The organism is Pseudoalteromonas rubra, assembly GCF_000238295.3.
Classification (GTDB): domain Bacteria; phylum Pseudomonadota; class Gammaproteobacteria; order Enterobacterales; family Alteromonadaceae; genus Pseudoalteromonas; species Pseudoalteromonas rubra.
The window spans coordinates 347,427-368,062 of record NZ_AHCD03000044.1; the positions used below are offsets into that span (position 1 = coordinate 347,427).

A 20,636-nucleotide genomic window follows, 5' to 3' on the forward strand; every position below is an offset into this window, starting at 1 on the left:
TGATGACTTAACTCAGGCAAAACGTTGCCTGGCAGTATTATTCTTTATTGTATGGATTTACGGAGATGATTATGAACAACGTCAACAAAGGATTAGGGCTTGCAGTGTTGCTGGGCTTATCAGCAGCCCTGACTGGATGTGGTGAAGGCAGTGACGAGCTGGATGAGCAGCTGAGCCATGATGCGAAAATGTCTTTTGTTAACTCTCTGGACTACATGGCCGATTTTCACGCTAAAAGAAGGTCTATCAGTTCAGGTTACAGCGGTTTATTTGACAGCGGCAGTGTGGTGTCAGCGGATGTACCTGCAAAAGAGGTGGGCAAGACATATAGCTACAGCTACAAAGCCATTAACAACATGATCAACCTGGGTGTTAAAGAAAGTAACAGTGGCGAAAAGCAAGAGCGCATGAATACCACACTAAAAGATGGTGCCAATCTATGGGTGATTGCCTGGGAGTCGGACGGTGAACGCAGTTTGTCTGTGGTCGGCAAAAAGCAGGAAAATAAGGCCGATGTTTTCAACGTACGTTTGTTTGCCAATGGCAGCTATGACGTGATGATTGGAGGCGAAAAAGTCACCACCACCGAAAAAGGTCAGGTAACCGCCTATTATGAAGTCAGCAGCTGCGCTGACGGGCTTGAGGTTGCGGGCAATGCCATTGATTTGTGTAACGGCGATTTTGGTCAGTCGTATCTGTTGGTGGTTGATGCCAATGGTAAGCGTGTTATGGCGTCAGAATAAATACAAACACGCGCGGTGTGCTAAGCTACCGCGCGTGTTCATGATTTTTTCATGTATTAAGCTAGTTTACCTGTTACCACAGGCTGAGATGCCAGAATTTTTTGGTCGATACTGAATTTACCCGCACCATAGGCCGCCAGCGCCAGAAAACCACCCGCCATCGCAACATTTTTGAAGAACATAATAAACTGCATTTGATCTGCCAGGTCAAAGTGGAACAACAGCGCACTAACCAGACTAAACCCTGCGAATGCAATGGCTGTCAGACGAGTGAGCAGGCCACCGAGTATCATCAGACCACCGATTAACTCAAAGGCAATGACCAGTGGCAGTAACTCGCCAGGCAGGCCGCTTGATGCCATATACTGTGCGTTGCCGTCAAAATACTGGATCTTGTTCATCGCTGCGAGAATAAAGATGGCCGACAAGCCAATGCGTGCAAGCAATGCAGCAATATGAGACAGCGTTGTGTTTTGGTCGAATAGTTGAATTAATTTAGTCATTACCGTTTCCTCAAGTGTGTAATATTTAAGCCAGGGCTTGTGGGAAACGTACTTCGTTGTTTTCCCCTCAGCCGATATGAAACAGTATAAATTCGTTTTTAGTTTTTAAAATTTCTAAAAATCGCGTTAATTGTTCTTTAAAATCGAATTTAAAATTGAAACAACGACTCCGAGAGTAAAAAGTCAATGACGGCCCGGGTCCGTTGTGGCACCTGACGACGAGACGGGTAAACCAGAGAAAACACCAGCTGTTCGCTATGTAAAAACTCACAGAGTGTGACCAACTTGCCGTCGCTGATCTCTTGCTGCACGGTAGAAGGCAGTAAAGTTGCTACGCCTAGCCCGCTCACGACCATTTGCTGCAACAGGTAAGGAGAATTACAACTGTGATGCCTCTGGGGTTGGATCACCACCGGCTCCCCATTGTCAAATAGCATTTGTGCACCCTGCTCGGCAGTTTGTTTGAGCATCAGCCAGGGCATAGCCTCCAGCTCAGCAAGTGTTTCGGGCATACCATACAGTGCCAGCAATGTGGGGCTGGCAAACAGGGCAAAGCGCTCCTGATGAAGAATGCGCGCAACCAAGGACTCATCACGAATAAAGCCAATTCGAATGGCCAGGTCAATTTGCTGTTCAATCAGGTCGAGCGGGTCATCATCGATAATCAAATCCAGGCTGATCTGCGGATAGCGCTGTGTCAGTTTGTCGAGTTTGGGCAGAATAAATTTATGCGCAATATCGTGATTCATGGTTAGCGTGACCCGGCCACTGGGCTCGGTATCCGTCAGTTCCGCTTCTATATGTTGTAATATTCCGCCTAGCTGGCGGGCATGTTGCAGTACTTTTTCTCCTTCCTGGGTCAACTTTAATTGGCGTGTACTGCGCTGCAACAAGCGCACATTCAGCTGCGACTCTAACTGAGAAACCTGTTCACTTACTCGTGAGCGGCTGGAGTGTAAACGTCGTGCGGCGGCTGCAAAACTGCCACTGTCGATCACCGTTGCAAAGATGGCTAGCAGCTTCAGCGAGTTATGATTGATTGTAATCATTTTCAGAACACTTCATTTTGTAATAGCTGTCTTATGGTAACAGTCATTTTGCCAGACAATAAGCCCATCAACATAAAACACAAACAGTGGAGAGAGATTATGATTGCAGTAACAGGTGCAAATGGTCAGTTGGGTCAGCTGGTGATCGCGGCTTTATTAAAGCGTGTGCCAGCATCGCAGGTTGTAGCACTGGTACGTGACCCTGAGCAAGCCGAGGCGTTAAATCATCTTGGGGTAACACTCAGAACCGCAGATTACGATCAACCGGAAACCTTGTCCAATGCATTAAAGGGCGTAAGTAAGTTATTACTTATATCTGGCAATATGATTGGCCAGCGAGTACGTCAGCACAGTGCGGTTATTCATGCAGCAAAACAGGCGGGTGTGACACTGCTGGCTTATACAAGCATTTTGTATGCCGACAAGTCACCTATGCAACTCAGTGATGAGCATAGGGATACCGAACAATTGATTAAGGCGTCGGGTGTGCCTTATGTGGTGTTGCGTAACGGCTGGTATAACGAAAACTACAGCGCGGGGATTGCTGGCAGTATCGCCGCAGGTGCCATTGTTGGCGCGATGCATGAAGGGCGAATTGCCAGCGCAGCAAGGTGGGATTATGCCGAGGCAGCAGCGATAGCACTGACCGAGCCGGGCCATGTAGGCAAAACTTATGAGCTGGCTGGCGATCAGAGCTTTACGTTACAGGCACTGGCTGCGCTGGCCACCGAGCTCAGTGGCAAGACCGTACAGACAAACTATGTGTCTGAACAACACTATACAGATTTTTTGGTGCAGTTGGGCTTACCGGCCGGATTTGCAGCGTTACTGGCCGATGCCGAAGTTCAGGCGAATGCGGGCTGGCTGTATGACAATAGCGGCACATTGAGCCGCCTGATAGGTCGACCAACTACGCCTATGCTAGACAGCCTGACCCGCCAGCTGAGTGATTAACGGCAGATCAGGGTGTTTCTTCGAGCAGGCTTAGTGCCATGCTGGCCACCTTCACGCAGTTTCGTCCGGCATGTTTGGCATCGTACAGGGCGCTGTCCGCCTGGTTCTGGGTGGTCTCAAAACCTTGTTGACTGATCTCGCGGCTACAGGCAATACCAATGCTGATGGTCAAAGGAGTATCACCTAACCCCAGTTGCAGACTTTGTTGCGCAAAGGCGTTTTGTAGTTTGTTTGCACAGGTTGCCGCCATGTCCGGTTGCATATCAAAGAGTACCAGACAAAACTCTTCTCCGCCCCAGCGCGCCAGCAGATCGGCGCGACGAAAGTGCGCTTTGAGTACATCGGCAATGCAGACAATCGCGCGGTCACCGCTCTGGTGACCGTACAAATCGTTGACGCGTTTAAAGTGGTCCAGATCTATCATCATGACGGTGAGTGAATCGCACTTTCTTTTGCTCAGCGGTAGTAGCTCGTTGAGTTGCCTGGCCAGCCCGCGGCGATTAAGCAGCCCGGTCAGTAGGTCGTGATTAGCGGCAAATTCCAGTGCTTTTACAAAGCGTCCGGCACTGAGCAACAACAATATGGGAGCACCGGCAAGGATCCCCAACAAAGCGGCAACCCAGGTATAGCCAGCCACCCAGTTAAAGGCTTCTCCGATTTGTGGCAGGTTGCCCAGTGCGCCTTGCAGGGTATACATAATTGAGAAAAAGACCTCCAGACATACGATCCCGATAGCGATCCTGGCGGCCAGAAACTCATTTCTGTCCTGACGTGCGTGCTTGTATAGCACCCAGGCATAATGACAACGTACAGCTATCAGCCAGATGCCGATCAGCGTGATGCGTAGTTCCCGTTCTGGAAAGACGGTAGCAGTCAGCCAGGAGATAAGCAATACAGGCACGATCAGCCAGGCGATTTTTTGCTTTGAAGGGGTACGCTCGACAAATTGCCAGGTGCCGATCAGCCAGGCTGAATGCCCCAGTATAAGAAAGGTATTAAAAGTTAAAACCCGCCACTGCACATCTAAACTTTGCATGCTTAGTTGTGATAAATAGGCAAAGGAAAGGAGCAACATAGCCAATGACCAAACCCGGGTACCAGTGATGGTCTGGGTCATTTTCGAGATCACAAACAGCAAAGTCGCACCTGTAAGAGACGCAATCCACAGCGACAGCATCAGTGTAAGATCATGAACCTGCATTAAATCGACCTATGTGTACCCCGGTTGCTGCCTGCACTTTGGTGCGTGTGTTCAGGCGTATTATCAGACTTTCTTTAGCTTCAAGCATAGCACCAGCGGGCTCAGATGCGCATCATTTGTATGAAATTTAGGCCTTTCAGTAAAGAATTCAGCGTATTGGCAGTTTGGTCAATGTAAACAAAGGTAAATAGTGTTTCTCTTTTAACATATTGATATTAGTTTATTTATGTATAGGGGCGGCGCTGACAGCCGACACTGTTATTAATCTCACTTGATAAATACTGACAGAGCAATTAATGTTCCCATTAGTACTTCATTTGTTAATTTATTGATATGTTAAAAGTGTTCACTTACATATTAATGAGCGTCATTGGGTTGGTGTTATGCGTTTTGTTGCTGTTTTATGGCAATGAGCATATTTCCCCTGACGGTCTGGGCACGTCGGGCGAGCGGGTGAGCGCGCCGCTGAACGTGACCGAACTGCAACTGGCCATCACGCATGAGCCAGCAGTGATGACGGCTGCCCAGCATAATAGCGGCGTGAGGCTGCCACAGCATGAATTACAAAGTACTTATTACACCATCAATAAAGAGTCACAACATGCCAGAGCATTCTTCAAATCGGGTACCATGGTTCCTTATGAATTGTATGACGAAGCGTATGTGGAGCTGGACGTAAAGAGCATCCGTACTCTTGAGATGGGTGATAGTTTTGAGTTTTTGATCCCGCAGACTCAGGAAAAGATCTGCGCGGAAATCATAGATATCACCGATACTGAGCAGGAAAAGCGACTCACAGGTCAGGTGGGTAAACAGCCAGATACGCGGTCTTATGTCTATCTGACCCTGACTGACGACGTGATCTATGGCCAGATCCAGCTTCCCAGCGGCAATTATATTTTTGAATCTTATGGGCAATATGCCTGGGTCGCCGCAAAGCGCAATATCCACTCAACCCCGTTAAAAAGCCTATCTGCGCATAGCCAGGCGCCCGCAAAACCCCAGCCAGACAGCACCGCAGAGCCTGCAAAACCCAAAGTCATCTTTACCCGTTGACAACGGAAATATGCCTTGTTGTTAGAATGTTTGTTAATGTGAAAAGTTTGCGTTAATAAAAATGTAATCTAGAGTATATATTCTTGCCTCGAATTAAACGACGGGAGTATGTATGAAGTTATCAAGGTTGACTCATATCACAGCTAAAGCGGTTGCAATTGCGGCCGTTGCATGCACATTTGGCGCACAAGCATTGCCAAAGTGTCCTGATCCAAGCTGGATTGAACAAAATTATGCTAAACCGGATGTGCCCAGTGGGGGCTATCGTAATGGTCTTAACCGCTTTATTACCTGGTTGCCCAGTTTTCATATGATCCACGATGAAGTGGTGGCCGAAGGCAACAGTGTTACTGTAACAGCAAAGTTTGATTACGGCGCGATTGCCCACAAAGATCTCGAGTTTGAAACGGTACGTTTTTATTTGCGCGCTCAACAAGACAGTGACTGGCGCTATCTCGGTGAGGCCGTGACCAACAGCGACGGTAAAGCCAGTGTGACACTGCCGGCAATGAACGCCGGGCAGTATCGCATTTACGCTGCGGTGCCTGCGGATGGCACCGGTACCGAAGGTTTTGTGACCGTTATTCAGCCAAACACGCAGGCGGTCCTGTTCGATATTGATGGTACTTTGACCGAATCCGACGCCGAGCAAATTGGCGACTACACAGGGATTGACCGCGCCGATGAAAAAGAAGGTGCGTATAGCCTGGTACGCCGATACCTGGACCTGGGTTATCAGCCTGTTTACCTGACGGCGCGTGTATACTGGTATGCTAAAGGCACCCGTGACTGGTTAAATTGGATGGGCTTACCTCGCGGTTTTTTACGTACTTCTTTAAGCAATGAAACCAGCTTGTTCAGAACGGTGGAGTATAAGATTGAGCAGATCCAGCAGTTACAATCGCAAGGCCTGAACATAGTGCGTGCGTATGGTAATGCAAAAACCGACGCCGAAGCCTTTATCCGCGCGGGATTGGGGGCACAAAATAGCTACACGATCGGTCCGGATGCGGGTCATTACGGCACCACCGCGATTACCAATAATAGCTATAATGCACACATTACCGATGAGGTTGATACCTTCCCTGCGGCGCAGTGTGAGTAATTATTAACGCTGGGCCTGCATCGCAGCAGGCCCAGATCCTGCCTGAAGAAGAGTAAGTTTATTCCCTTTCTGACTACTTATCATGCATTTAATGCATATATCCTGTACATTTTAGATCAAATATTTATAATGCGCGCAGCTATATTCGGGCCAAAATATGTCCGGTAGGCGGTATGTTTTGAGATAGAGTAATAAGGAAAACGATGAAGCAGTTATCTCTTGTGGCTGGATTAGCCACACTTTTGGCTGGTGCGCCTGCGGCGGCTCACACGATTAACCTTGATAATGTAGAAGTGGGCTACAAACGTTTTGCAATCGATGACAAAGATCTTGAGCCACTTGATGTTTTGGCAGGCATTAATCTGGCAGTGAGCAAGCGCTTTGATAACCTGTATATAGAAGGTCGTTACTACAATGTGAGCGATGATCTTCGCGTAAGCCAAAGCGATCCGTTTTTGCGGCCTACAAATCCAAAGTTCTGGACCTTGGACACTGAATTTGAAATTCAGCAATATACAGTGGGTGCAGGCTATATCCACACTCTTGACGAAACGTCTATTTTTGATGTGAGCCTGCATGTTGGTCGAGTTGATCTATCGTTGGATAGTACGCTGACGATTGTTTACCAGGACGATAATGTGTCGGTCAGACCATCGGACGCGTCTGCTGAGGACGATGCCACTATCTATCGTTTGCGTGGTCAATATCAGACACGAGTGCTGGAAAATATTGAATTAAAAGCAGGGTTAGGCTACGAAAAAACCACCGGCGAAGACGGCGATAGCAGTCCACTTTTCTTTGTAGGTGCAGGCTATCACTTTAACAGCATGTTCTCGGTAAACACAGAATATCGCAACGTTGACGACTACAATACGCTGGACGTTAATTTTAGATACAGCTTCTAAATCGCGTATTACAAGTATAAGTAGAGGGGCAGCCATTTGACTGGCCTTTTTTGATCTTCAACAATGAGAGAGTTGTACATTGTTTTGTTTGCACCCCCCTCCTTATTCCACTAATATTGGAAGAAATCCGGAAACTTTTTGGAGTAAATATGGCAGACAGTAAAAAAACTGAAGTACGCTTTTCCGTCGATGCAGACTATCTGGCGCAGCTACAACAACGCTTAGGATTAAAAAAATCCAGCGATCTGACCAAAGTTGCACTTACGCTGCTGGACTGGGCGTCTGACGAAGTGGTGCATGACAGGGCCATTTTATCGGCAGACAAACAAGGCAAAGATGTACATCGGCTGGTCATGCCCGAACTCAATAATATTAATAAATCAAAGCCGAGCGCACAACACTAGGTACACAGGATGACAGGTAACGCACAGGACAGCGACCAACACCACACACCATCACCATGGCAAAACCTGGATTTAAGCTCCGCCCAGGACTCGTCGCCCATGGAAGCCCCGGTATCCGATCCGGAGCCACTGACAGGCAAAGAAAAAGCCGGCGTGAACCTCACCTGGGGGATCATTGCGGTTTTAATCGGCTTCCTGCTCATTATTCTCAGCATTTTTGTGTGGGGCGAAATCCGCTTTTTTAACGCCATCACCAGCCACCCAAACAACACACTCAGCGCCGAACAAATGCAGGCCAAACTTGAGCTACTTGCCAGCCAACGCGCCACCTTCCGCGCATTCTGGTTCGATACGCTCCAGCTGATCATACTCAATGTGCTCTTCCCAACCCTCACCGCATTACTGGGTTATGTGTTTGGCACCAGCAGGAATAATGGGGCTTAGGTAAGGTGGAAGAGTGCAGGGTTTGTATGTGGTTACAAACTGTGTACGACAAAGGCGAGTTTTGGCTTGATGGTTACTGCCTCTACCTAATGGGTTTTTTTACCACGGTGTGCTTTGCTGTTATAGAGGCCGACTGGATGCTCTTGCTTATCTCTCCATTGGTTGCATTTTTAGCTGCGATACCACTAGGCCTGATCTTATTCTTTTTATTCATGATCCTGGCAGCAGGTATTTTTTCCTGCCTGCTGTGTTGCTACATTAAACAGATGCTCTTTAACAAAGTGACTAAATAGCGAATTAATAAAAGGCAAGATCTGACCTGATCTTGTACCCAATATTTTTGGTAACTTTTGTATATCAATTTTTCTTTAATAAAAACAAGTATATAATTTTAGAGTGTTCCCCGTACGCACGGGGCTAAACCGAATCCAACAACCTCACTCAGCGTATAATAGAGGTGTTCCCCGTACGCACGGGGCTAAACCGGGGGGCACTTTGCGTTAGTGGCGGCCCACATCAGTGTTCCCCGTACGCACGGGGCTAAACCGCTTTTAGATAGGCAGCGAGCAGAAATTCAGGCGTGTTCCCCGTACGCACGGGGCTAAACCGTTCCTAAACCCCTTGCAGAACAAACGCTGGCAGTGTTCCCCGTACGCACGGGGCTAAACCGAAACTTAATACTAAAAACTTCTTTTACCAATCGTGTTCCCCGTACGCACGGGGCTAAACCGCATTTTCTGGTTGCGCCTGCGGCACTATTTGCCGTGTTCCCCGTACGCACGGGGCTAAACCGAGGTATGGGAGTAGCCATGGCACGCGGAGTAAGTGTTCCCCGTACGCACGGGGCTAAACCGGTTTCTTTTGCCATTCCCAGCGTGTGCAGGTGGTGTTCCCCGCAGAAACGGGGTTAAACTTGGCTTGAGTAGGTTATGGGTTGTATGGCTTCGATATCACAGGGTGATTGAGTTATCTGATTGGGCCGAATCTGTACTTTTTGATGGTCTGGAAGCAGATCTGGGCTTTTCGTGTTTTTCAAAATGTTCTTTATACTCAAAGTCATGCAAGTTAGCGTGGACAACCTCTCTGACGGGGATGTTGATGAGGAATTTTTCTAAGTCTAATTCCTCTTCATCTGATTGGTTTGCTTCTGGGTTGTCCTTGTTGCTGGCTTCAATATCTGACCAGGCAGAGGCATAATTGGTGACCAATTCCAGGCGTAATTCGTCTTTACACCTGTAACCGCTCTTGAGCGGAAGTACCATAAAATCGTTCATGTGATAGCCCAGGTTAATCACATAGCCAATATAAACCTTGCGGTTTGACAGCGTAAAAGCAATGGGAAGCCCCTTGAGCATGCTGTTGTGGAGTATACCTGTAAACTCTGGCGTATCATCTGTACCAGACAAGCTAAAGTACACCGCATTTTTTAAATCTTCCGGGGTAACATTTTTCTGTTTGGCGGTGATGTTTAGTATCATATTTGGGCCAAATACCGACAATATCAGCGCAATTGCGGAAATCAGAATACAGTGAATGCTGTATGAGGGAAAAATTAAACCCGGAAAAAGCAGCTCAACCGTGTGCTTCAAAGTTGGCGCTATTACCCCCTGAGGGAAGCCAGACAACTCTAAAACCCATGCACTGATACCAAATATAAATATGGCTACCATATACAGCGCAAACCCCCACGAGGCTGACAAAATAAACGTATGATAACCGCTTGTTTTCTGAAATGTTGGTTTGGTCACGTAGTGCCTCTGGCAAAAAATATAGCCAACAATGGTGAAAACCAGCACTAAGATAACGGTGGGCTTTATCATGCAATTCCTTCTTATTAAGAAATCAAAAAGGGAGCCTCATGCTCCCTTTTTTTCTGCTCGAATATGAGCTATTTGATTTTTCACTTCGTCGCTGTTTTTGAGCGACTCCATGGGAACCTTAAAGGTTCCGTCTCCCTTTGCGACAACTTTAATTTGCGCTTTTTGACTTTCTTCAAGTCCGGGAGCAAAAAAGTTAGTAACTGACTCAATGATGCCTGACATACTCCCCTCCATTATCCAATTAGCGGATGCGCATTTTAACTATGTACATTTTATAGTCAAGGGCATGCGTGACCTTATGTCAAATGTCTATTTGCAAGTGATGTGCTTACTGACATGTAAACCTTACAACCCAGTTTAATGTTCGTCTATGGGCAATGTCTTACAAATTAAAAAAGCTTGTCACTATACTGTCTGACCGTAACTTTACTTTTGAATGTTGTTGCACTAGTTCAAATATGCATAGTCAGCCGCACAAAACCTGCTATTGCTAAACCACAAACTAACAGTTTGTCGCAGGTCAATGACTTACAGTTCTTTTGTTGATACATTTATTTCACGATAATTTTACCAAAGTGTTTTATGCAGGCTAAGGAAGAGCAATATTTTAGGTACATTGAAGCGGTGTTGTTTTGGCAAGGCGAAATCCAGACTGGCACATTTCAGGATAAATTTAAGCTTTCAAGGCCCAGTGCGAGGCGTTATGTCACCGACTTTATCGAGCGTTACCAGATTGCAGCAAGCTACAATGAGTCTGAGAAAGCCTATGTACTGGCAAGCCCCTTTACACCTAATTATATCTCTCAGGATTTTGCTGAATACGCCAGCCTGACCGGAGAACAGTACGTTCATAACCTGAGCACCTCCACCATTACGGCGCTGGCATTACCACACCGAAAGCTTAATCCAACCATTTTGCGTCCCATATTGAATGCATGTCGGCGACAAAGCGTGCTGGATATTCGCTATCAGTCAATAAAAGAAGGCGGTGAAACCGAGCGCGTGATCCGACCTCATACCCTTATCAACTCCGGCTTGCGTTATCATCTGAGAGCTTACTGTGAACACGCAAAAGGTTTCAGGGATTTCTCATTATCGCGTATCGTGTCTGCCTCCCCGGAATTTATCAGCAAAGCGCAAAAATACAAAAAAGACGACGAAGCCTGGCAGCAGGAAGTCACTTTAACCATTATCCCCGACCCAAGACTCAGCGAGTACGCCCAGCAAGTCATCGCCCACGACTTTGATATGCACAATCACCAAAAGCAAATTAAAACCAACGCTGCGCTGATCAATTATCTGATCAGCATCCTGAGGCTAGACGTTCAGCATCCGCACCCAGAAGCCCAACAAATAGTCATGGAACCGACTTGCTATCAGGAGCTGAGGGCTAGGGGGCTGCTATGGAACAGCTGAACAAACGCACCAGACCTAGTAAATTTTTTACTGGTTGCAATCGCAGGATTGTTGGCATTTTATTCGCGTCGTAAGCTGAGTGTATTGAAAGCAAGGAAGTAATAGTGTGAGTGATTTTAACAGCGATATTTTTCAGTTCTGGGGCAAGGCCGACGAGCACAATACGCTACCCGCAGTGTGTCATATGCTGGATGTTGCCTTTGTGGCCCGGGCGATTATTCTCAAGCTGGCAGCTCAGGAGCGGGCTATTTTACTCAAGCCGTTTTTAACTATTGAAGGCGTTGATGAGGATACCGCGATTGCTATGGTAGTGTTGCTTATTGCCCTGCATGATCTTGGCAAGATCACACCGGGTTTTCAGTATAAGTTGCAGGACCGGGTAAAGGGCTTATTCGACATTAACAAATTTAAGGTGTGTGGAGACGCGGAGACCAAACATGGCAATTCAGGATTTGTTATTTTGCATGACTACTTTTGTGGACAGTATGGTGTAGATAAGAGTGTTGCGAGAGTACTATTTTCTGCGGTTGCCAGTCATCATGGTGTATTTGTAGCGAATAAAAAACAATGTGGCTTGTGCGGCGATGAGCAATGGAGCCTTGTGCAGATCAATGCTATAGAATGGTTAGCCGATTACTTTTCCATTGACCTTTATCTATTTAACCAGCTTGCAGCTCAAACCTTAACGCCAGCCTGGTATTCTTATATGGCTGGGCTTTGTTCGGTTGCAGATTGGATTGGTTCAGATGAATCCCAGTTTAGGTATTGTACAGCCAGTGACTACAATGCTGTGCAAAGAGTGGATATTGCCAATGCGCTTGTGAGCTTTTTAAATATTAAGCATGTCACCGCTTCAAATAACAATGCAGATTTCATAGATGTTTTTGGCTTCAAGCCTAATGCTTTGCAATTAAAGGTATTAGAGTTTATCAAGCTCAATGAGCTGCCCTGGCTCTCGATTATTGAAAGCGGTATGGGGAGTGGTAAAACAGAAGCGGCGCAGGTTTTAGCCGATCATTTCACTCGCCACCTTGGTCACTCGGGTTTGTATGTGGCCATGCCATCACAAGCGACAGCAAATCAGTTGTTCAAACGGACTTTACGGCTACTCAAAAAAGATGTGCTTGGATATCAGAATATTGAAACCCACTTAAAACACAGCAACGCAGATTTTGAGCCGCAATATGAAGCATTAAAGTTAAAAAGTATCGACTATCAGCATCAACAAAACACCACTTCCTCAGTGGTAGCAAATCAATGGTTCACATCAAAAAAGCATGGCTTACTGGCTGGTGCATGTGTAGGGACTATTGACCAGTTGCTAATGGCTGCAATGCGCTATAAGCATAATTTTGTCAGATTATTTGGGCTCTCAAATAAAGTTCTGATACTGGACGAGGTGCATTCCTTACAGAGTTTTCAGCTAGATTTGCTTAAAAATACATTGCATTGGATGGCCAAGCTTAATGTCAGAGTCATCATTCTTTCTGCAACTTTGCCCCGCACTATGTTGGTTGACCTGGTTCAGGCGTATGGGCAAGCATCAGAAACAGAGATTGAAGTAGAAGATAAACCCTACCCAAGGATCACCACATACAGCTCAGGTGCTCTGGCGAAGTCTCACACAATTATAGAAACTGAGAGTGATAGTAAAAAAGAAGACCTAACCAGCCCTCCCGGAACCTACAAGATAAAGCTGCACTCAACGTTTCCAAAGTTGTGTATCAGTAATATGGCAAATGATGTTCTAACAACAGCTAATAAAGCAGGTTGTGGTGTGTTTGTTTGTATTTTGAATACCGTTGATAAAGTTCAGGAAATGTCCAGGCTCATTGCAAAACATTGCAGCGAAAGTGATGGTCGAGTTGAGTATCTAACTTTCCATGCAAAGTATCCATTAGCCACACGTTTGTCCATTGAGGAGATGATTGAATATCAGGTTGGCAAACATCCTGAGGATCATCGTAGCATCAACCCTAACCGACCAGTGAAGGATAAATGTTTGATCCTAATAGGGAGTCAGGTCCTGGAACAAAGTCTGGATTATGATGCATGCGAGATGTTTACCCAAATTGCACCAATTGATCTGCTTTTGCAAAGAGTTGGCCGTGTTTGGCGTCATCAAATTAATAACACTGCTCGCTCTAAGTTTATCAAAACACCTACGTTAAATATCTACCTGCCATCAATGGATAAAATTCCCGAGGACTATGGAGAATGGTTTGGTCACGGTGAAGTATTTATCTACCCCTCACATCTACTGGCTGTAACAACTCGCTTGCTTTGGGAGAAGAATGAGGAAGTTGGTGGGGGCGGCTTTGACATTCATATTAATAACGATATGGATACATGGATCAATAAAGTTTATGCCGATGTTGACCAACAAATAACCTGGCTCGAGCAGGAATACGACAAAGCATTTGAATTCAGGCTGGACAAGCGGACGCAATATACTTTAGCTAAAGAGATGATGTTTGATGCGGATAAGTCGAGCGTCAGAGCTCTATTAAAGTTTAAGAATAGTGAAATTGAAAACGATGATATTGTCCTCAGTACGCGTTTAACCAGTGTCAGCGTTCAACTGATTTTTCTTGTTGATAACGGAGAAGGAATGCTTGTTCCGGTCACAGAGTTTCCGTCCTATACACAAAATGTGCAAGCGCTTAACCAAGGGACAAAGGAATATGTAGAATCAGAAGCGATTGATTGGCGAGTTGCAGAAAGGCTTAAAAAAGCAGATATTGCCCGTTTAAAGCAGGCACAAATATCACTGAGCCACGCCAAGTGGGTGACGCACTTTAAGGAGCAAGAAGAGTACTGGCCATTTGGTTTTATTGCTAAAGAAACCTGGCGACGTTCGCCAACACTGTTTAACTGTATTCCAGTTGTGTTGGGTCAAGACTTATCTTACTCCAATAGTGAGTTGGGAGTGCTCAGGTTAGATCCTAAATTTGGGCTTAAAGTGGATAGAAGAAAAGTTTAAAAGTGGAGTTTCCGGTTTTGTTAAAGGTGGCAGTAACACTGTGAAGCTTTGTCCAAAATTAATGAAATTGGTAAGCAATAATTGGTTTACTTACAGAGAGTGAGGGAATATGAAATACGATTTATTAACTGAAAGCTGGATACCAGCCCAGGATTTACAGGGGGTAACCAACGAATACTCAATACTATCTTTGCTTGAGGCAGCCCCAAAGTTAAAGCGGATAGTGCACGAAAAGCCGCTTGTAGTGACATCGGTACAACGCTTATTACTGGCAATCTTGTATCGCAGTTATGGCTACCTGGAACCGGACGAGTGGGATGAGGTTTTTGCAGCTGGAGAGTTCGATGAGCAAGTCTCCAGCTATCTTGGCTCGCCTAAGTGCGTAGAGCGGTTTGACCTTTTTTCAGAAACAAACCCCTTCTTTCAAACGGCAAACTTCACGAAAGAAAAGGGCGTAACAACATCGGTTAAAAAGCTCTCTCCTGATCTGGCGAGCGGTAACAATAAAACCCTATTCAATCATATTGCTGATAATCATGAGTTCTCACTACCGGCAAATGAAGCCGCACTTCAGTTACTTGTTTGTCAGTATTTTAGCTTGGGCGGTGGGGTGAGTGGCAGTTCGGTACAATTTGGTAAGCACCCAAACCTGACCAATGCCCCATTAGTTGGCGGTGCAGTTGTGATGGTGGAGGGCGAAAACCTGTTCCAAACTTTAATGCTTAATTTGCATATGCCTAAAAATGAAGAGTGGCTCGAGCGCAAAACGGACCTGCCTGTATGGGAGCAAAATGAGCCAGAGCAGCCTCAGGCTCGTGAAATGCGAGGGTTGAGTGATTATCTCACTTGGCGTGCTCGTCATGTGCGTTTACTGTCTCAGAAAGATGGCAGCGTTGCCCGTATGTTTTTTGCTCAGGGTTTGCCTAATCCAAAAGAAATGGAGCAGGAGCCTTATTTCGCGTATTACTTCAACAAAGAAGATAAAAAATTACCTGTCAGATTAAGCTTCGAACGAGCATTTTGGCTGAATACTGCGAGTTTGTTGCAATATGCGAAGTCATCTAAAGTGGGTATAGATCCTGAAGATTTAAGGCCAGCGGGTATCCAGTTGTTAGCCGCTGAGGATAACGAGCTTATCGATAAACTAAAACTTAATTGCCAGTTAATGGGCTTAGAGAACAAGAAAGCTAACCCTTTAGCTTGGTTTGAAGAGCGTTTGCCATTACCACTTAATTTGGTCGAAAAAGACCCTACACAACCAAGCCGAGATGGCCTGATTTTACTAAAAGGTATACAGAGGGCTGAAATAATTCACCGACAGCTATTGAGTGCAGTAAGAACCTTTGCTTCTTATCTGCTACCAGATGGCGCCAGGACACAAGATATTTCAACAAAGGTTGAGTCGATCAACCCTGCACGTTTCTACTGGCCTAAGCTTAATGAACCGTTTGAACAATTTATTTGGGCATTAAGTAATAACAGTGAAGAGGCCAAATTTAGTTGGCGTAAAGTGTGCCAGGAAACTGCATTTGCTGCATTCGAAGGTGCAACACATAGCTGGTGCTATAGTGGAGTTAGAGCACAAAAGGGCTTGAGCATCGCTAAACAACAGCTAGAAGAATCGCTATACGGAAGAACGTGGCAGCGTCACGTTTACTGGAGTCAGGATACTCAGGAAATCATCAGGCAGTTATATCAGTGGGGTAATCCAGATTACCCCAAAAGGGATATTCTGGCTGCGCTTAGGAAGTCTCTGGATCTGCAAAAAGGCTCTCAACTGACGGCGATATCTTACTTAGGGCCATTACTTTCCAGTGAGGATGAACGCTCCAAAGTGCAGGCTTTTGTTGCTGGTTTATTTGCAAGTCACGCCAAAGTGTATCAAGAAGCACAACATAGCAGTTTTGGTCACATTTGGTATCAGGCGGATAAAGATCAACGCCCCGGCATGAGCTTTCGCTTTGAGTGCCTGCTGGAGGCTAAAGGTGAGCAGTTAAAACAAACGCTGCGCCAGATGGTACAAATTCTAAAAAGCAAAGACATTGCCATTGATTACCGAACCCTGATGGAAGATCTCTATCACTGGGATAGCGACGACAAACGCATTCAACTTAAATGGGCCAGAGATTACTGGGCCAAACCAATTCAATCCGATGAGTCTACAAACTCAGCAGACGCGACAAATTAAAAAGGAGTTACCTTATGTCTTTTATCGAATTTCATGTATTACAGAACTTTGCCCCCAGCAACTTAAATCGTGACGATACTAACACCCCTAAATCTTGTGTATTTGGTGGTTCACAACGGGCGCGTATCTCAAGCCAGTGTCAGAAGCGTGCGATCCGCACGCATGGGGCATTTAACGATGCAGTGATAGAGCATCAGGGCGACCGCGCGGTACGCACTCGTAAGCTAGCTTTTAAGATTAGAGATTTCTTGGTTGCCAATGGCAAACCTGAAGAGGCAAGTAATATAGTCTGTGAAAATTTACTTGGCCTTGCTGAGCTGAAGTTGGTGCAAAAAGAAGAAAAACACAAGTTCAAAACTGAATACTTGCTTTACCTAGGGTTGAATGAGGTAGAAGCGCTTAAGAATATTGCGCTTGAAAATTTCGATGAGCTAAACCAGAAGGACAAAAAGAAGTTAGATAAAAAGCTCGCAAAACTAGTGGGTGAAGTATTTGGTAAGCATCAACAGGCTTTCGCCGCAGATATAGCACTATTCGGCCGTATGGTCGCGGACAACAACAATATCAATGTTGATGCGGCGTGCCAGGTGGCTCATGCAATTTCAACTAATATTGTTACGCCAGCCATGGACTTTTTCACTGCTGTGGATGATGAATTGCAGGCGGGTGAGCAAGGCTCTGGCATGATGGGTGGTGTTTACTTTAACAGTGCCTGTTATTACCGCTATGCCCAGATCAATATTGATAAACTGGCGGCTAATCTTGGGCAGGATAAGGAACAGGTGATTGGCGCGGTAAAAGGGTTTTTCCGGGCGTTAGTTCAGGCAGTGCCTTCGGGTAAACAAAACAGTTTTGCAGCGCAAAACCCGCCAAGCTATATCAAAGTAAATGTGCGTAAAGATGGTGCGCCTTGGTCTCTGAGCAACGCATTTACTCAGGCTGTAATGATAGAAAAGCCTGATGAAGCGGAGCTTGAGCACCAGTCAGCACAAAAGCTGGAAATGTTCGCCAAGAAGCTGACGGCTATGTATGGTGAATCTGGCTTTATTTTTGAGGGCCGCAGCACTTACATCGACAATCTGGAAGAGTATCAGGACAAGGACAGTGGCACCATTGCACAACTGGAAGCTCAGATGCTGGATGCACTGCAAGGTACTTTGGAGTGTCAATGAGCACTTTGTTGATCCGACTAGCCGGACCAATGCAGTCATGGGGGCTAAAAAGTGCCTTTGAACTGCGCAATACTCAGCTTGATCCGACAAAAAGTGGTGTGATCGGTTTGCTGTGTGCATCGCTAGGACGTGAGCGAAATGAGCCTCTGAATGACCTCACAGCATTGCGAATGGGCGTGCGCATAGATAAACCAGGCGATCTGGCATTTGATTACCAGACGGCGCTGAATGTGGCAAAGGCTGACGGTGGAAAACCGGATACACAGCTGTCACATCGTGTTTATCTCGCAGATGCCGCCTTTTGGGTAGGCTTTGAAGGCGACGCGGTTTTGCTTAAAAAACTGCATCATGCTTTGCTAAACCCGATCTGGCCGCAGTTTTTAGGGCGTAAGTCATATTTGCCGGGCATTCCTTTAGTTGATCCCCACGATGCGTGTTTGGAATTACCTTTGGATCTGGCGTTGCAACAAGCACCAAGAATGCAAGCCGAGCATGAAAAGGTAGCCGGGACACCAGTGAAATACATCATCGACAGTGAGGCACATGAAGGCACAGAACAACGACATGACGTACCGCTGAGCTTTGAGATAAACCACAGAGCCTTTACGTTCAGAAGTGTTAAAAGTAGCTGGGGCTTGGTGGATACGGAGGAAGTGCTATATGTCTGACACTCTTTGGTATGAAAGCCGATTGTATTTTGATTCTGACCAGGCGGGAGAAGATCTTGGGTTTTTACACCCCGATGATCTTTATAAGCAGCATCAGTGGGTGTGGCGTTGTTTTGTTGACAGCGAGCTGACTCAGGCTGATTTTATGTTTCGCGTGGATATGGCGCTGCCAGTGCCAACAGTATTTATTCGCTCAAAACGTCAGCTAAAAAAAGCGATTAAAAGCTGGAAAATAGTCACTCAAACACAGCCGGAGCAGCTCAAAGAGGAAGGGCTGGTTCAGTTCTCATTGCGAGCTAACCCGACGGTAGATATTACGCCAAAAGGAGAGAAAACTCGCCGTCACGATGTTTTGATGCATGCCAAAAAACAGGCTCAAAAAGCAAATAGCGATGTAAATGAAGCTGTAGATATTGCTGCAAAAGCCTGGCTTGACAAAAAACTACAAAAGGGTGGTCTGGAGTTGCTTACTCAGTGTATTGAGTTCAGCAATTACAAGCAGCACAAAGTGGTTAAAAAAGACGGGGCAAGGCCCATCCAGTTGAGTTCGCTCGATTATTTTGGTGTGGCGAAAATCACCGATGTGCAAAAACTGGAGCAGGCATTATTCAACGGCATTGGTCGTTCCAAAGCCTTTGGCTGCGGACTGATGTTGATTAAACCGTTGTAACCAAATTTATAAGGCGGGGCGACTCGCCTTCTTTCTTCACTAATTTTTTATTCAATTCAGGAGTGCAGGGAATGGCATTTCTTCCTTTAAAGCCTATTCCAATCAAAGATCGTAACTCAATGATTTTCATCGGTATGGGGCGTATTGATATGCGCGACGGCGCATTTGCTGTGATTGATGAAGTAAATGGTGAGCGAATGCTTATTCCGGTGGGCTCTGTGGTGTGTATTATGCTGGAGCCGGGTACGCGGGTGAGTCATGCAGCGGTGAAGCTGGCAGCGACCACGGGCACTTTGCTTATCTGGGTGGGCGAAGCGGGCGTCAGGCTTTATTCGGCAGGGCAGCCCGGTGGTGCACGCTCCGATAAGCTGCTCTATCAGGCCAAGCTGGCACTTGATGAGAACTTGCGGCTCAAAGTGGTACGCAAAATGTTTGAACTACGCTTTGGCGAACCGGCACCGGAGCGACGTTCGGTTGATCAGTTGCGGGGTATTGAAGGCACGCGTGTACGCAAAACCTATGAACTGCTTGCCAAGCAGTATCAGGTCAGCTGGCAGGGCCGACGCTACGATCCCAAAGACTGGGCGAAGGGTGATGTGATTAATCAGTGTATCAGCGCTGCTACGTCTTGCCTGTATGGTGTTACCGAAGCCGCTGTGTTGGCTGCTGGCTATGCCCCGGCCATTGGCTTTTTACACACAGGTAAACCATTATCCTTTGTTTATGATATCGCTGACATTATTAAATTCGATACCGTTGTACCTGTGGCGTTTAAAGTTGCCAAACGACGGCCACAATCACCGGATCGAGAGGTTCGGCTTGCCTGTCGCGAAGCGTTCCGAAAAGACAAGGTGTTGCCCCGGCTAATCCCGCTGATTGAAGAAGTGCTCGCCGCCGGTGAGATCACGCCACCCGAGCCTTATGCTGATGCACAGCCACCCGCACTCCCGGAACCTGAGTCGATAGGTGATGAGGGTCATCGCAGCGGAGGCCCACTATGAGTATGTGCATGGTTGTGACGGAGGCAGTGCCGCCCAGGCTAAGAGGTCGCCTTGCAGTTTGGTTGCTGGAAATCCGCGCTGGTGTGTATGTTGGTGACGTGAGCAAGCGTGTTCGCGAAATGATCTGGTTTCAGGTGAGTGAATTGGCTGAAGACGGCAATGCAGTTATGGCCTGGGCAACCAACACCGAGTCGGGTTTTGATTTTATCACTTATGGTGAGAATGCCCGAATGCCGGTGGATTTTCAGGGGCTGAGACTGGTGAAGTACACCCCAAGAGCTGATGACAGTCAGGGAGGGGACTAACGAATTATTCCTGCCATTCTATCTGTGATTTATTGCTCTTTAATAACTT

At 46.4% G+C, this 20,636-nt stretch carries 21 protein-coding genes and 1 CRISPR repeat array; of the genes, 16 read left to right on the forward strand and 5 right to left on the reverse strand.

Annotated elements, in window-relative coordinates; translation table 11 throughout:
- The first annotated feature begins 71 nt into the window (after positions 1-71).
- Positions 72-743, forward strand: a complete 672-nt coding sequence (locus PRUB_RS22530; protein WP_010379904.1) for a hypothetical protein — start codon at positions 72-74, stop codon at positions 741-743.
- Between the two features lie 56 nt (positions 744-799).
- Here the strand turns inward: PRUB_RS22530 and PRUB_RS22535 are convergent, their stop codons facing one another.
- Positions 800-1,246 (reverse strand): DoxX family protein, encoded by a 447-nt coding sequence (locus tag PRUB_RS22535; protein ID WP_010379906.1) that lies wholly within the window; start codon positions 1,244-1,246, stop codon positions 800-802.
- A 149-nt stretch (positions 1,247-1,395) separates the two neighbouring features.
- Positions 1,396-2,295 carry a LysR family transcriptional regulator gene (locus PRUB_RS22540; protein ID WP_010379908.1) on the reverse strand — a complete coding sequence of 300 codons (900 nt, stop codon included), beginning with the start codon at positions 2,293-2,295 and terminating at the stop codon, positions 1,396-1,398.
- 99 nt (positions 2,296-2,394) lie between these two features.
- Here PRUB_RS22540 and PRUB_RS22545 point away from each other — a divergent pair, with 99 nt between their 5' ends.
- Positions 2,395-3,249, forward strand: a complete 855-nt coding sequence (locus PRUB_RS22545; RefSeq protein ID WP_010379910.1) for an SDR family oxidoreductase — start codon at positions 2,395-2,397, stop codon at positions 3,247-3,249.
- A gap of 7 nt (positions 3,250-3,256) precedes the next feature.
- On the opposite strand, the gene PRUB_RS22550 is transcribed toward PRUB_RS22545, so the two are convergent.
- A complete protein-coding gene (locus PRUB_RS22550; RefSeq protein ID WP_010379912.1) occupies positions 3,257-4,450 on the reverse strand; it encodes a GGDEF domain-containing protein in 1,194 nt (397 codons plus the stop codon).
- A 333-nt stretch (positions 4,451-4,783) separates the two neighbouring features.
- Between PRUB_RS22550 and PRUB_RS22555 the strand changes: the two genes are divergently transcribed.
- The 6 genes from PRUB_RS22555 (at position 4,784) to PRUB_RS22580 (ending at position 8,657) form a co-directional block, all read left to right on the forward strand.
- Positions 4,784-5,506 (forward strand): hypothetical protein, encoded by a 723-nt coding sequence (locus tag PRUB_RS22555; RefSeq protein ID WP_155946179.1) that lies wholly within the window; start codon positions 4,784-4,786, stop codon positions 5,504-5,506.
- A gap of 112 nt (positions 5,507-5,618) precedes the next feature.
- Positions 5,619-6,611 (forward strand): LNS2 domain-containing protein, encoded by a 993-nt coding sequence (locus tag PRUB_RS22560; protein ID WP_010379916.1) that lies wholly within the window; start codon positions 5,619-5,621, stop codon positions 6,609-6,611.
- A gap of 203 nt (positions 6,612-6,814) precedes the next feature.
- On the forward strand, positions 6,815-7,516 hold the full coding sequence (locus tag PRUB_RS22565) for a hypothetical protein (protein WP_010379917.1): 702 nt from the start codon (positions 6,815-6,817) through the stop codon (positions 7,514-7,516).
- Positions 7,517-7,665: 149 nt separating this feature from the next.
- Entirely contained in the window at positions 7,666-7,920 is a 255-nt protein-coding gene (locus PRUB_RS22570; protein WP_010379919.1) for a hypothetical protein, read from the forward strand.
- A gap of 9 nt (positions 7,921-7,929) precedes the next feature.
- Positions 7,930-8,364 carry a hypothetical protein gene (locus PRUB_RS22575; RefSeq protein WP_010379921.1) on the forward strand — a complete coding sequence of 145 codons (435 nt, stop codon included), beginning with the start codon at positions 7,930-7,932 and terminating at the stop codon, positions 8,362-8,364.
- A gap of 26 nt (positions 8,365-8,390) precedes the next feature.
- Positions 8,391-8,657 carry a hypothetical protein gene (locus PRUB_RS22580; RefSeq protein WP_010379923.1) on the forward strand — a complete coding sequence of 89 codons (267 nt, stop codon included), beginning with the start codon at positions 8,391-8,393 and terminating at the stop codon, positions 8,655-8,657.
- 103 nt (positions 8,658-8,760) lie between these two features.
- Positions 8,761-9,218: a CRISPR direct-repeat array (repeat unit 29 nt; unit sequence GTGTTCCCCGTACGCACGGGGCTAAACCG).
- A gap of 96 nt (positions 9,219-9,314) precedes the next feature.
- Here PRUB_RS22580 and PRUB_RS22585 read toward each other — a convergent pair.
- Both PRUB_RS22585 and PRUB_RS22590 read right to left on the reverse strand, forming a co-directional pair.
- On the reverse strand, positions 9,315-9,842 hold the full coding sequence (locus PRUB_RS22585) for a hypothetical protein (RefSeq protein WP_198452415.1): 528 nt from the start codon (positions 9,840-9,842) through the stop codon (positions 9,315-9,317).
- 378 nt (positions 9,843-10,220) lie between these two features.
- The gene (locus PRUB_RS22590) at positions 10,221-10,406 is read right to left on the reverse strand and encodes a hypothetical protein (RefSeq protein ID WP_010379925.1); all 186 of its coding nucleotides are present in this window, start codon (positions 10,404-10,406) and stop codon (positions 10,221-10,223) included.
- 360 nt (positions 10,407-10,766) lie between these two features.
- On the opposite strand from PRUB_RS22590, the gene PRUB_RS22595 reads away from it, so the two are divergent.
- The 8 genes from PRUB_RS22595 (at position 10,767) to cas2e (ending at position 20,587) form a co-directional block, all read left to right on the forward strand.
- Positions 10,767-11,600 carry a WYL domain-containing transcriptional regulator gene (locus tag PRUB_RS22595; protein ID WP_010379926.1) on the forward strand — a complete coding sequence of 278 codons (834 nt, stop codon included), beginning with the start codon at positions 10,767-10,769 and terminating at the stop codon, positions 11,598-11,600.
- Between the two features lie 106 nt (positions 11,601-11,706).
- Complete coding sequence (locus tag PRUB_RS22600; RefSeq protein ID WP_010379927.1) at positions 11,707-14,583, forward strand: CRISPR-associated helicase/endonuclease Cas3; 2,877 nt, start codon at positions 11,707-11,709, stop codon at positions 14,581-14,583.
- 109 nt (positions 14,584-14,692) lie between these two features.
- A complete protein-coding gene (gene casA / locus PRUB_RS22605) occupies positions 14,693-16,771 on the forward strand; it encodes a type I-E CRISPR-associated protein Cse1/CasA (RefSeq protein WP_198452416.1) in 2,079 nt (692 codons plus the stop codon).
- A 14-nt stretch (positions 16,772-16,785) separates the two neighbouring features.
- Positions 16,786-17,943: a type I-E CRISPR-associated protein Cas7/Cse4/CasC gene (cas7e, locus tag PRUB_RS22610; RefSeq protein WP_010379929.1), complete on the forward strand. Its 1,158-nt coding sequence runs from the start codon at positions 16,786-16,788 to the stop codon at positions 17,941-17,943.
- A complete protein-coding gene (gene cas5e / locus PRUB_RS22615; RefSeq protein WP_010379930.1) occupies positions 17,940-18,611 on the forward strand; it encodes a type I-E CRISPR-associated protein Cas5/CasD in 672 nt (223 codons plus the stop codon). The genes cas7e and cas5e overlap by 4 nt, the downstream gene beginning before the upstream one ends.
- Entirely contained in the window at positions 18,604-19,281 is a 678-nt protein-coding gene (cas6e, locus tag PRUB_RS22620; protein WP_010379931.1) for a type I-E CRISPR-associated protein Cas6/Cse3/CasE, read from the forward strand. Before cas5e ends, cas6e begins: the two co-directional genes overlap by 8 nt.
- Positions 19,282-19,352: 71 nt before the next feature.
- Entirely contained in the window at positions 19,353-20,282 is a 930-nt protein-coding gene (gene cas1e, locus PRUB_RS22625) for a type I-E CRISPR-associated endonuclease Cas1e (protein WP_010379932.1), read from the forward strand.
- Complete coding sequence (cas2e, locus tag PRUB_RS22630) at positions 20,279-20,587, forward strand: type I-E CRISPR-associated endoribonuclease Cas2e (RefSeq protein ID WP_010379935.1); 309 nt, start codon at positions 20,279-20,281, stop codon at positions 20,585-20,587. Before cas1e ends, cas2e begins: the two co-directional genes overlap by 4 nt.
- The last annotated feature ends 49 nt before the right edge of the window (positions 20,588-20,636 follow it).

What these genes read in the sequence shown, in the direction of transcription:
- PRUB_RS22545 (WP_010379910.1), top strand. Translation starts at nt 2,395, where the DNA reads ATGATTGCAGTAACAGGTGCAAATGGTCAGTTGGGTCAGCTGGTGATC.
- cas1e (WP_010379932.1), top strand. Translation starts at nt 19,353, where the DNA reads ATGGCATTTCTTCCTTTAAAGCCTATTCCAATCAAAGATCGTAACTCA.
- cas5e (WP_010379930.1), top strand. Translation starts at nt 17,940, where the DNA reads ATGAGCACTTTGTTGATCCGACTAGCCGGACCAATGCAGTCATGGGGG.
- PRUB_RS22530 (WP_010379904.1), top strand. Translation starts at nt 72, where the DNA reads ATGAACAACGTCAACAAAGGATTAGGGCTTGCAGTGTTGCTGGGCTTA.
- PRUB_RS22590 (WP_010379925.1), bottom strand. Translation starts at nt 10,406, where the DNA reads ATGTCAGGCATCATTGAGTCAGTTACTAACTTTTTTGCTCCCGGACTT.
- PRUB_RS22570 (WP_010379919.1), top strand. Translation starts at nt 7,666, where the DNA reads ATGGCAGACAGTAAAAAAACTGAAGTACGCTTTTCCGTCGATGCAGAC.
- PRUB_RS22550 (WP_010379912.1), bottom strand. Translation starts at nt 4,450, where the DNA reads ATGCAGGTTCATGATCTTACACTGATGCTGTCGCTGTGGATTGCGTCT.
- PRUB_RS22535 (WP_010379906.1), bottom strand. Translation starts at nt 1,246, where the DNA reads ATGACTAAATTAATTCAACTATTCGACCAAAACACAACGCTGTCTCAT.
- cas6e (WP_010379931.1), top strand. Translation starts at nt 18,604, where the DNA reads ATGTCTGACACTCTTTGGTATGAAAGCCGATTGTATTTTGATTCTGAC.
- cas7e (WP_010379929.1), top strand. Translation starts at nt 16,786, where the DNA reads ATGTCTTTTATCGAATTTCATGTATTACAGAACTTTGCCCCCAGCAAC.
- PRUB_RS22565 (WP_010379917.1), top strand. Translation starts at nt 6,815, where the DNA reads ATGAAGCAGTTATCTCTTGTGGCTGGATTAGCCACACTTTTGGCTGGT.
- PRUB_RS22585 (WP_198452415.1), bottom strand. Translation starts at nt 9,842, where the DNA reads ATGATACTAAACATCACCGCCAAACAGAAAAATGTTACCCCGGAAGAT.
- PRUB_RS22580 (WP_010379923.1), top strand. Translation starts at nt 8,391, where the DNA reads ATGTGGTTACAAACTGTGTACGACAAAGGCGAGTTTTGGCTTGATGGT.
- PRUB_RS22595 (WP_010379926.1), top strand. Translation starts at nt 10,767, where the DNA reads ATGCAGGCTAAGGAAGAGCAATATTTTAGGTACATTGAAGCGGTGTTG.
- PRUB_RS22540 (WP_010379908.1), bottom strand. Translation starts at nt 2,295, where the DNA reads ATGATTACAATCAATCATAACTCGCTGAAGCTGCTAGCCATCTTTGCA.
- cas2e (WP_010379935.1), top strand. Translation starts at nt 20,279, where the DNA reads ATGAGTATGTGCATGGTTGTGACGGAGGCAGTGCCGCCCAGGCTAAGA.
- PRUB_RS22555 (WP_155946179.1), top strand. Translation starts at nt 4,784, where the DNA reads ATGTTAAAAGTGTTCACTTACATATTAATGAGCGTCATTGGGTTGGTG.
- casA (WP_198452416.1), top strand. Translation starts at nt 14,693, where the DNA reads ATGAAATACGATTTATTAACTGAAAGCTGGATACCAGCCCAGGATTTA.
- PRUB_RS22575 (WP_010379921.1), top strand. Translation starts at nt 7,930, where the DNA reads ATGACAGGTAACGCACAGGACAGCGACCAACACCACACACCATCACCA.
- PRUB_RS22560 (WP_010379916.1), top strand. Translation starts at nt 5,619, where the DNA reads ATGAAGTTATCAAGGTTGACTCATATCACAGCTAAAGCGGTTGCAATT.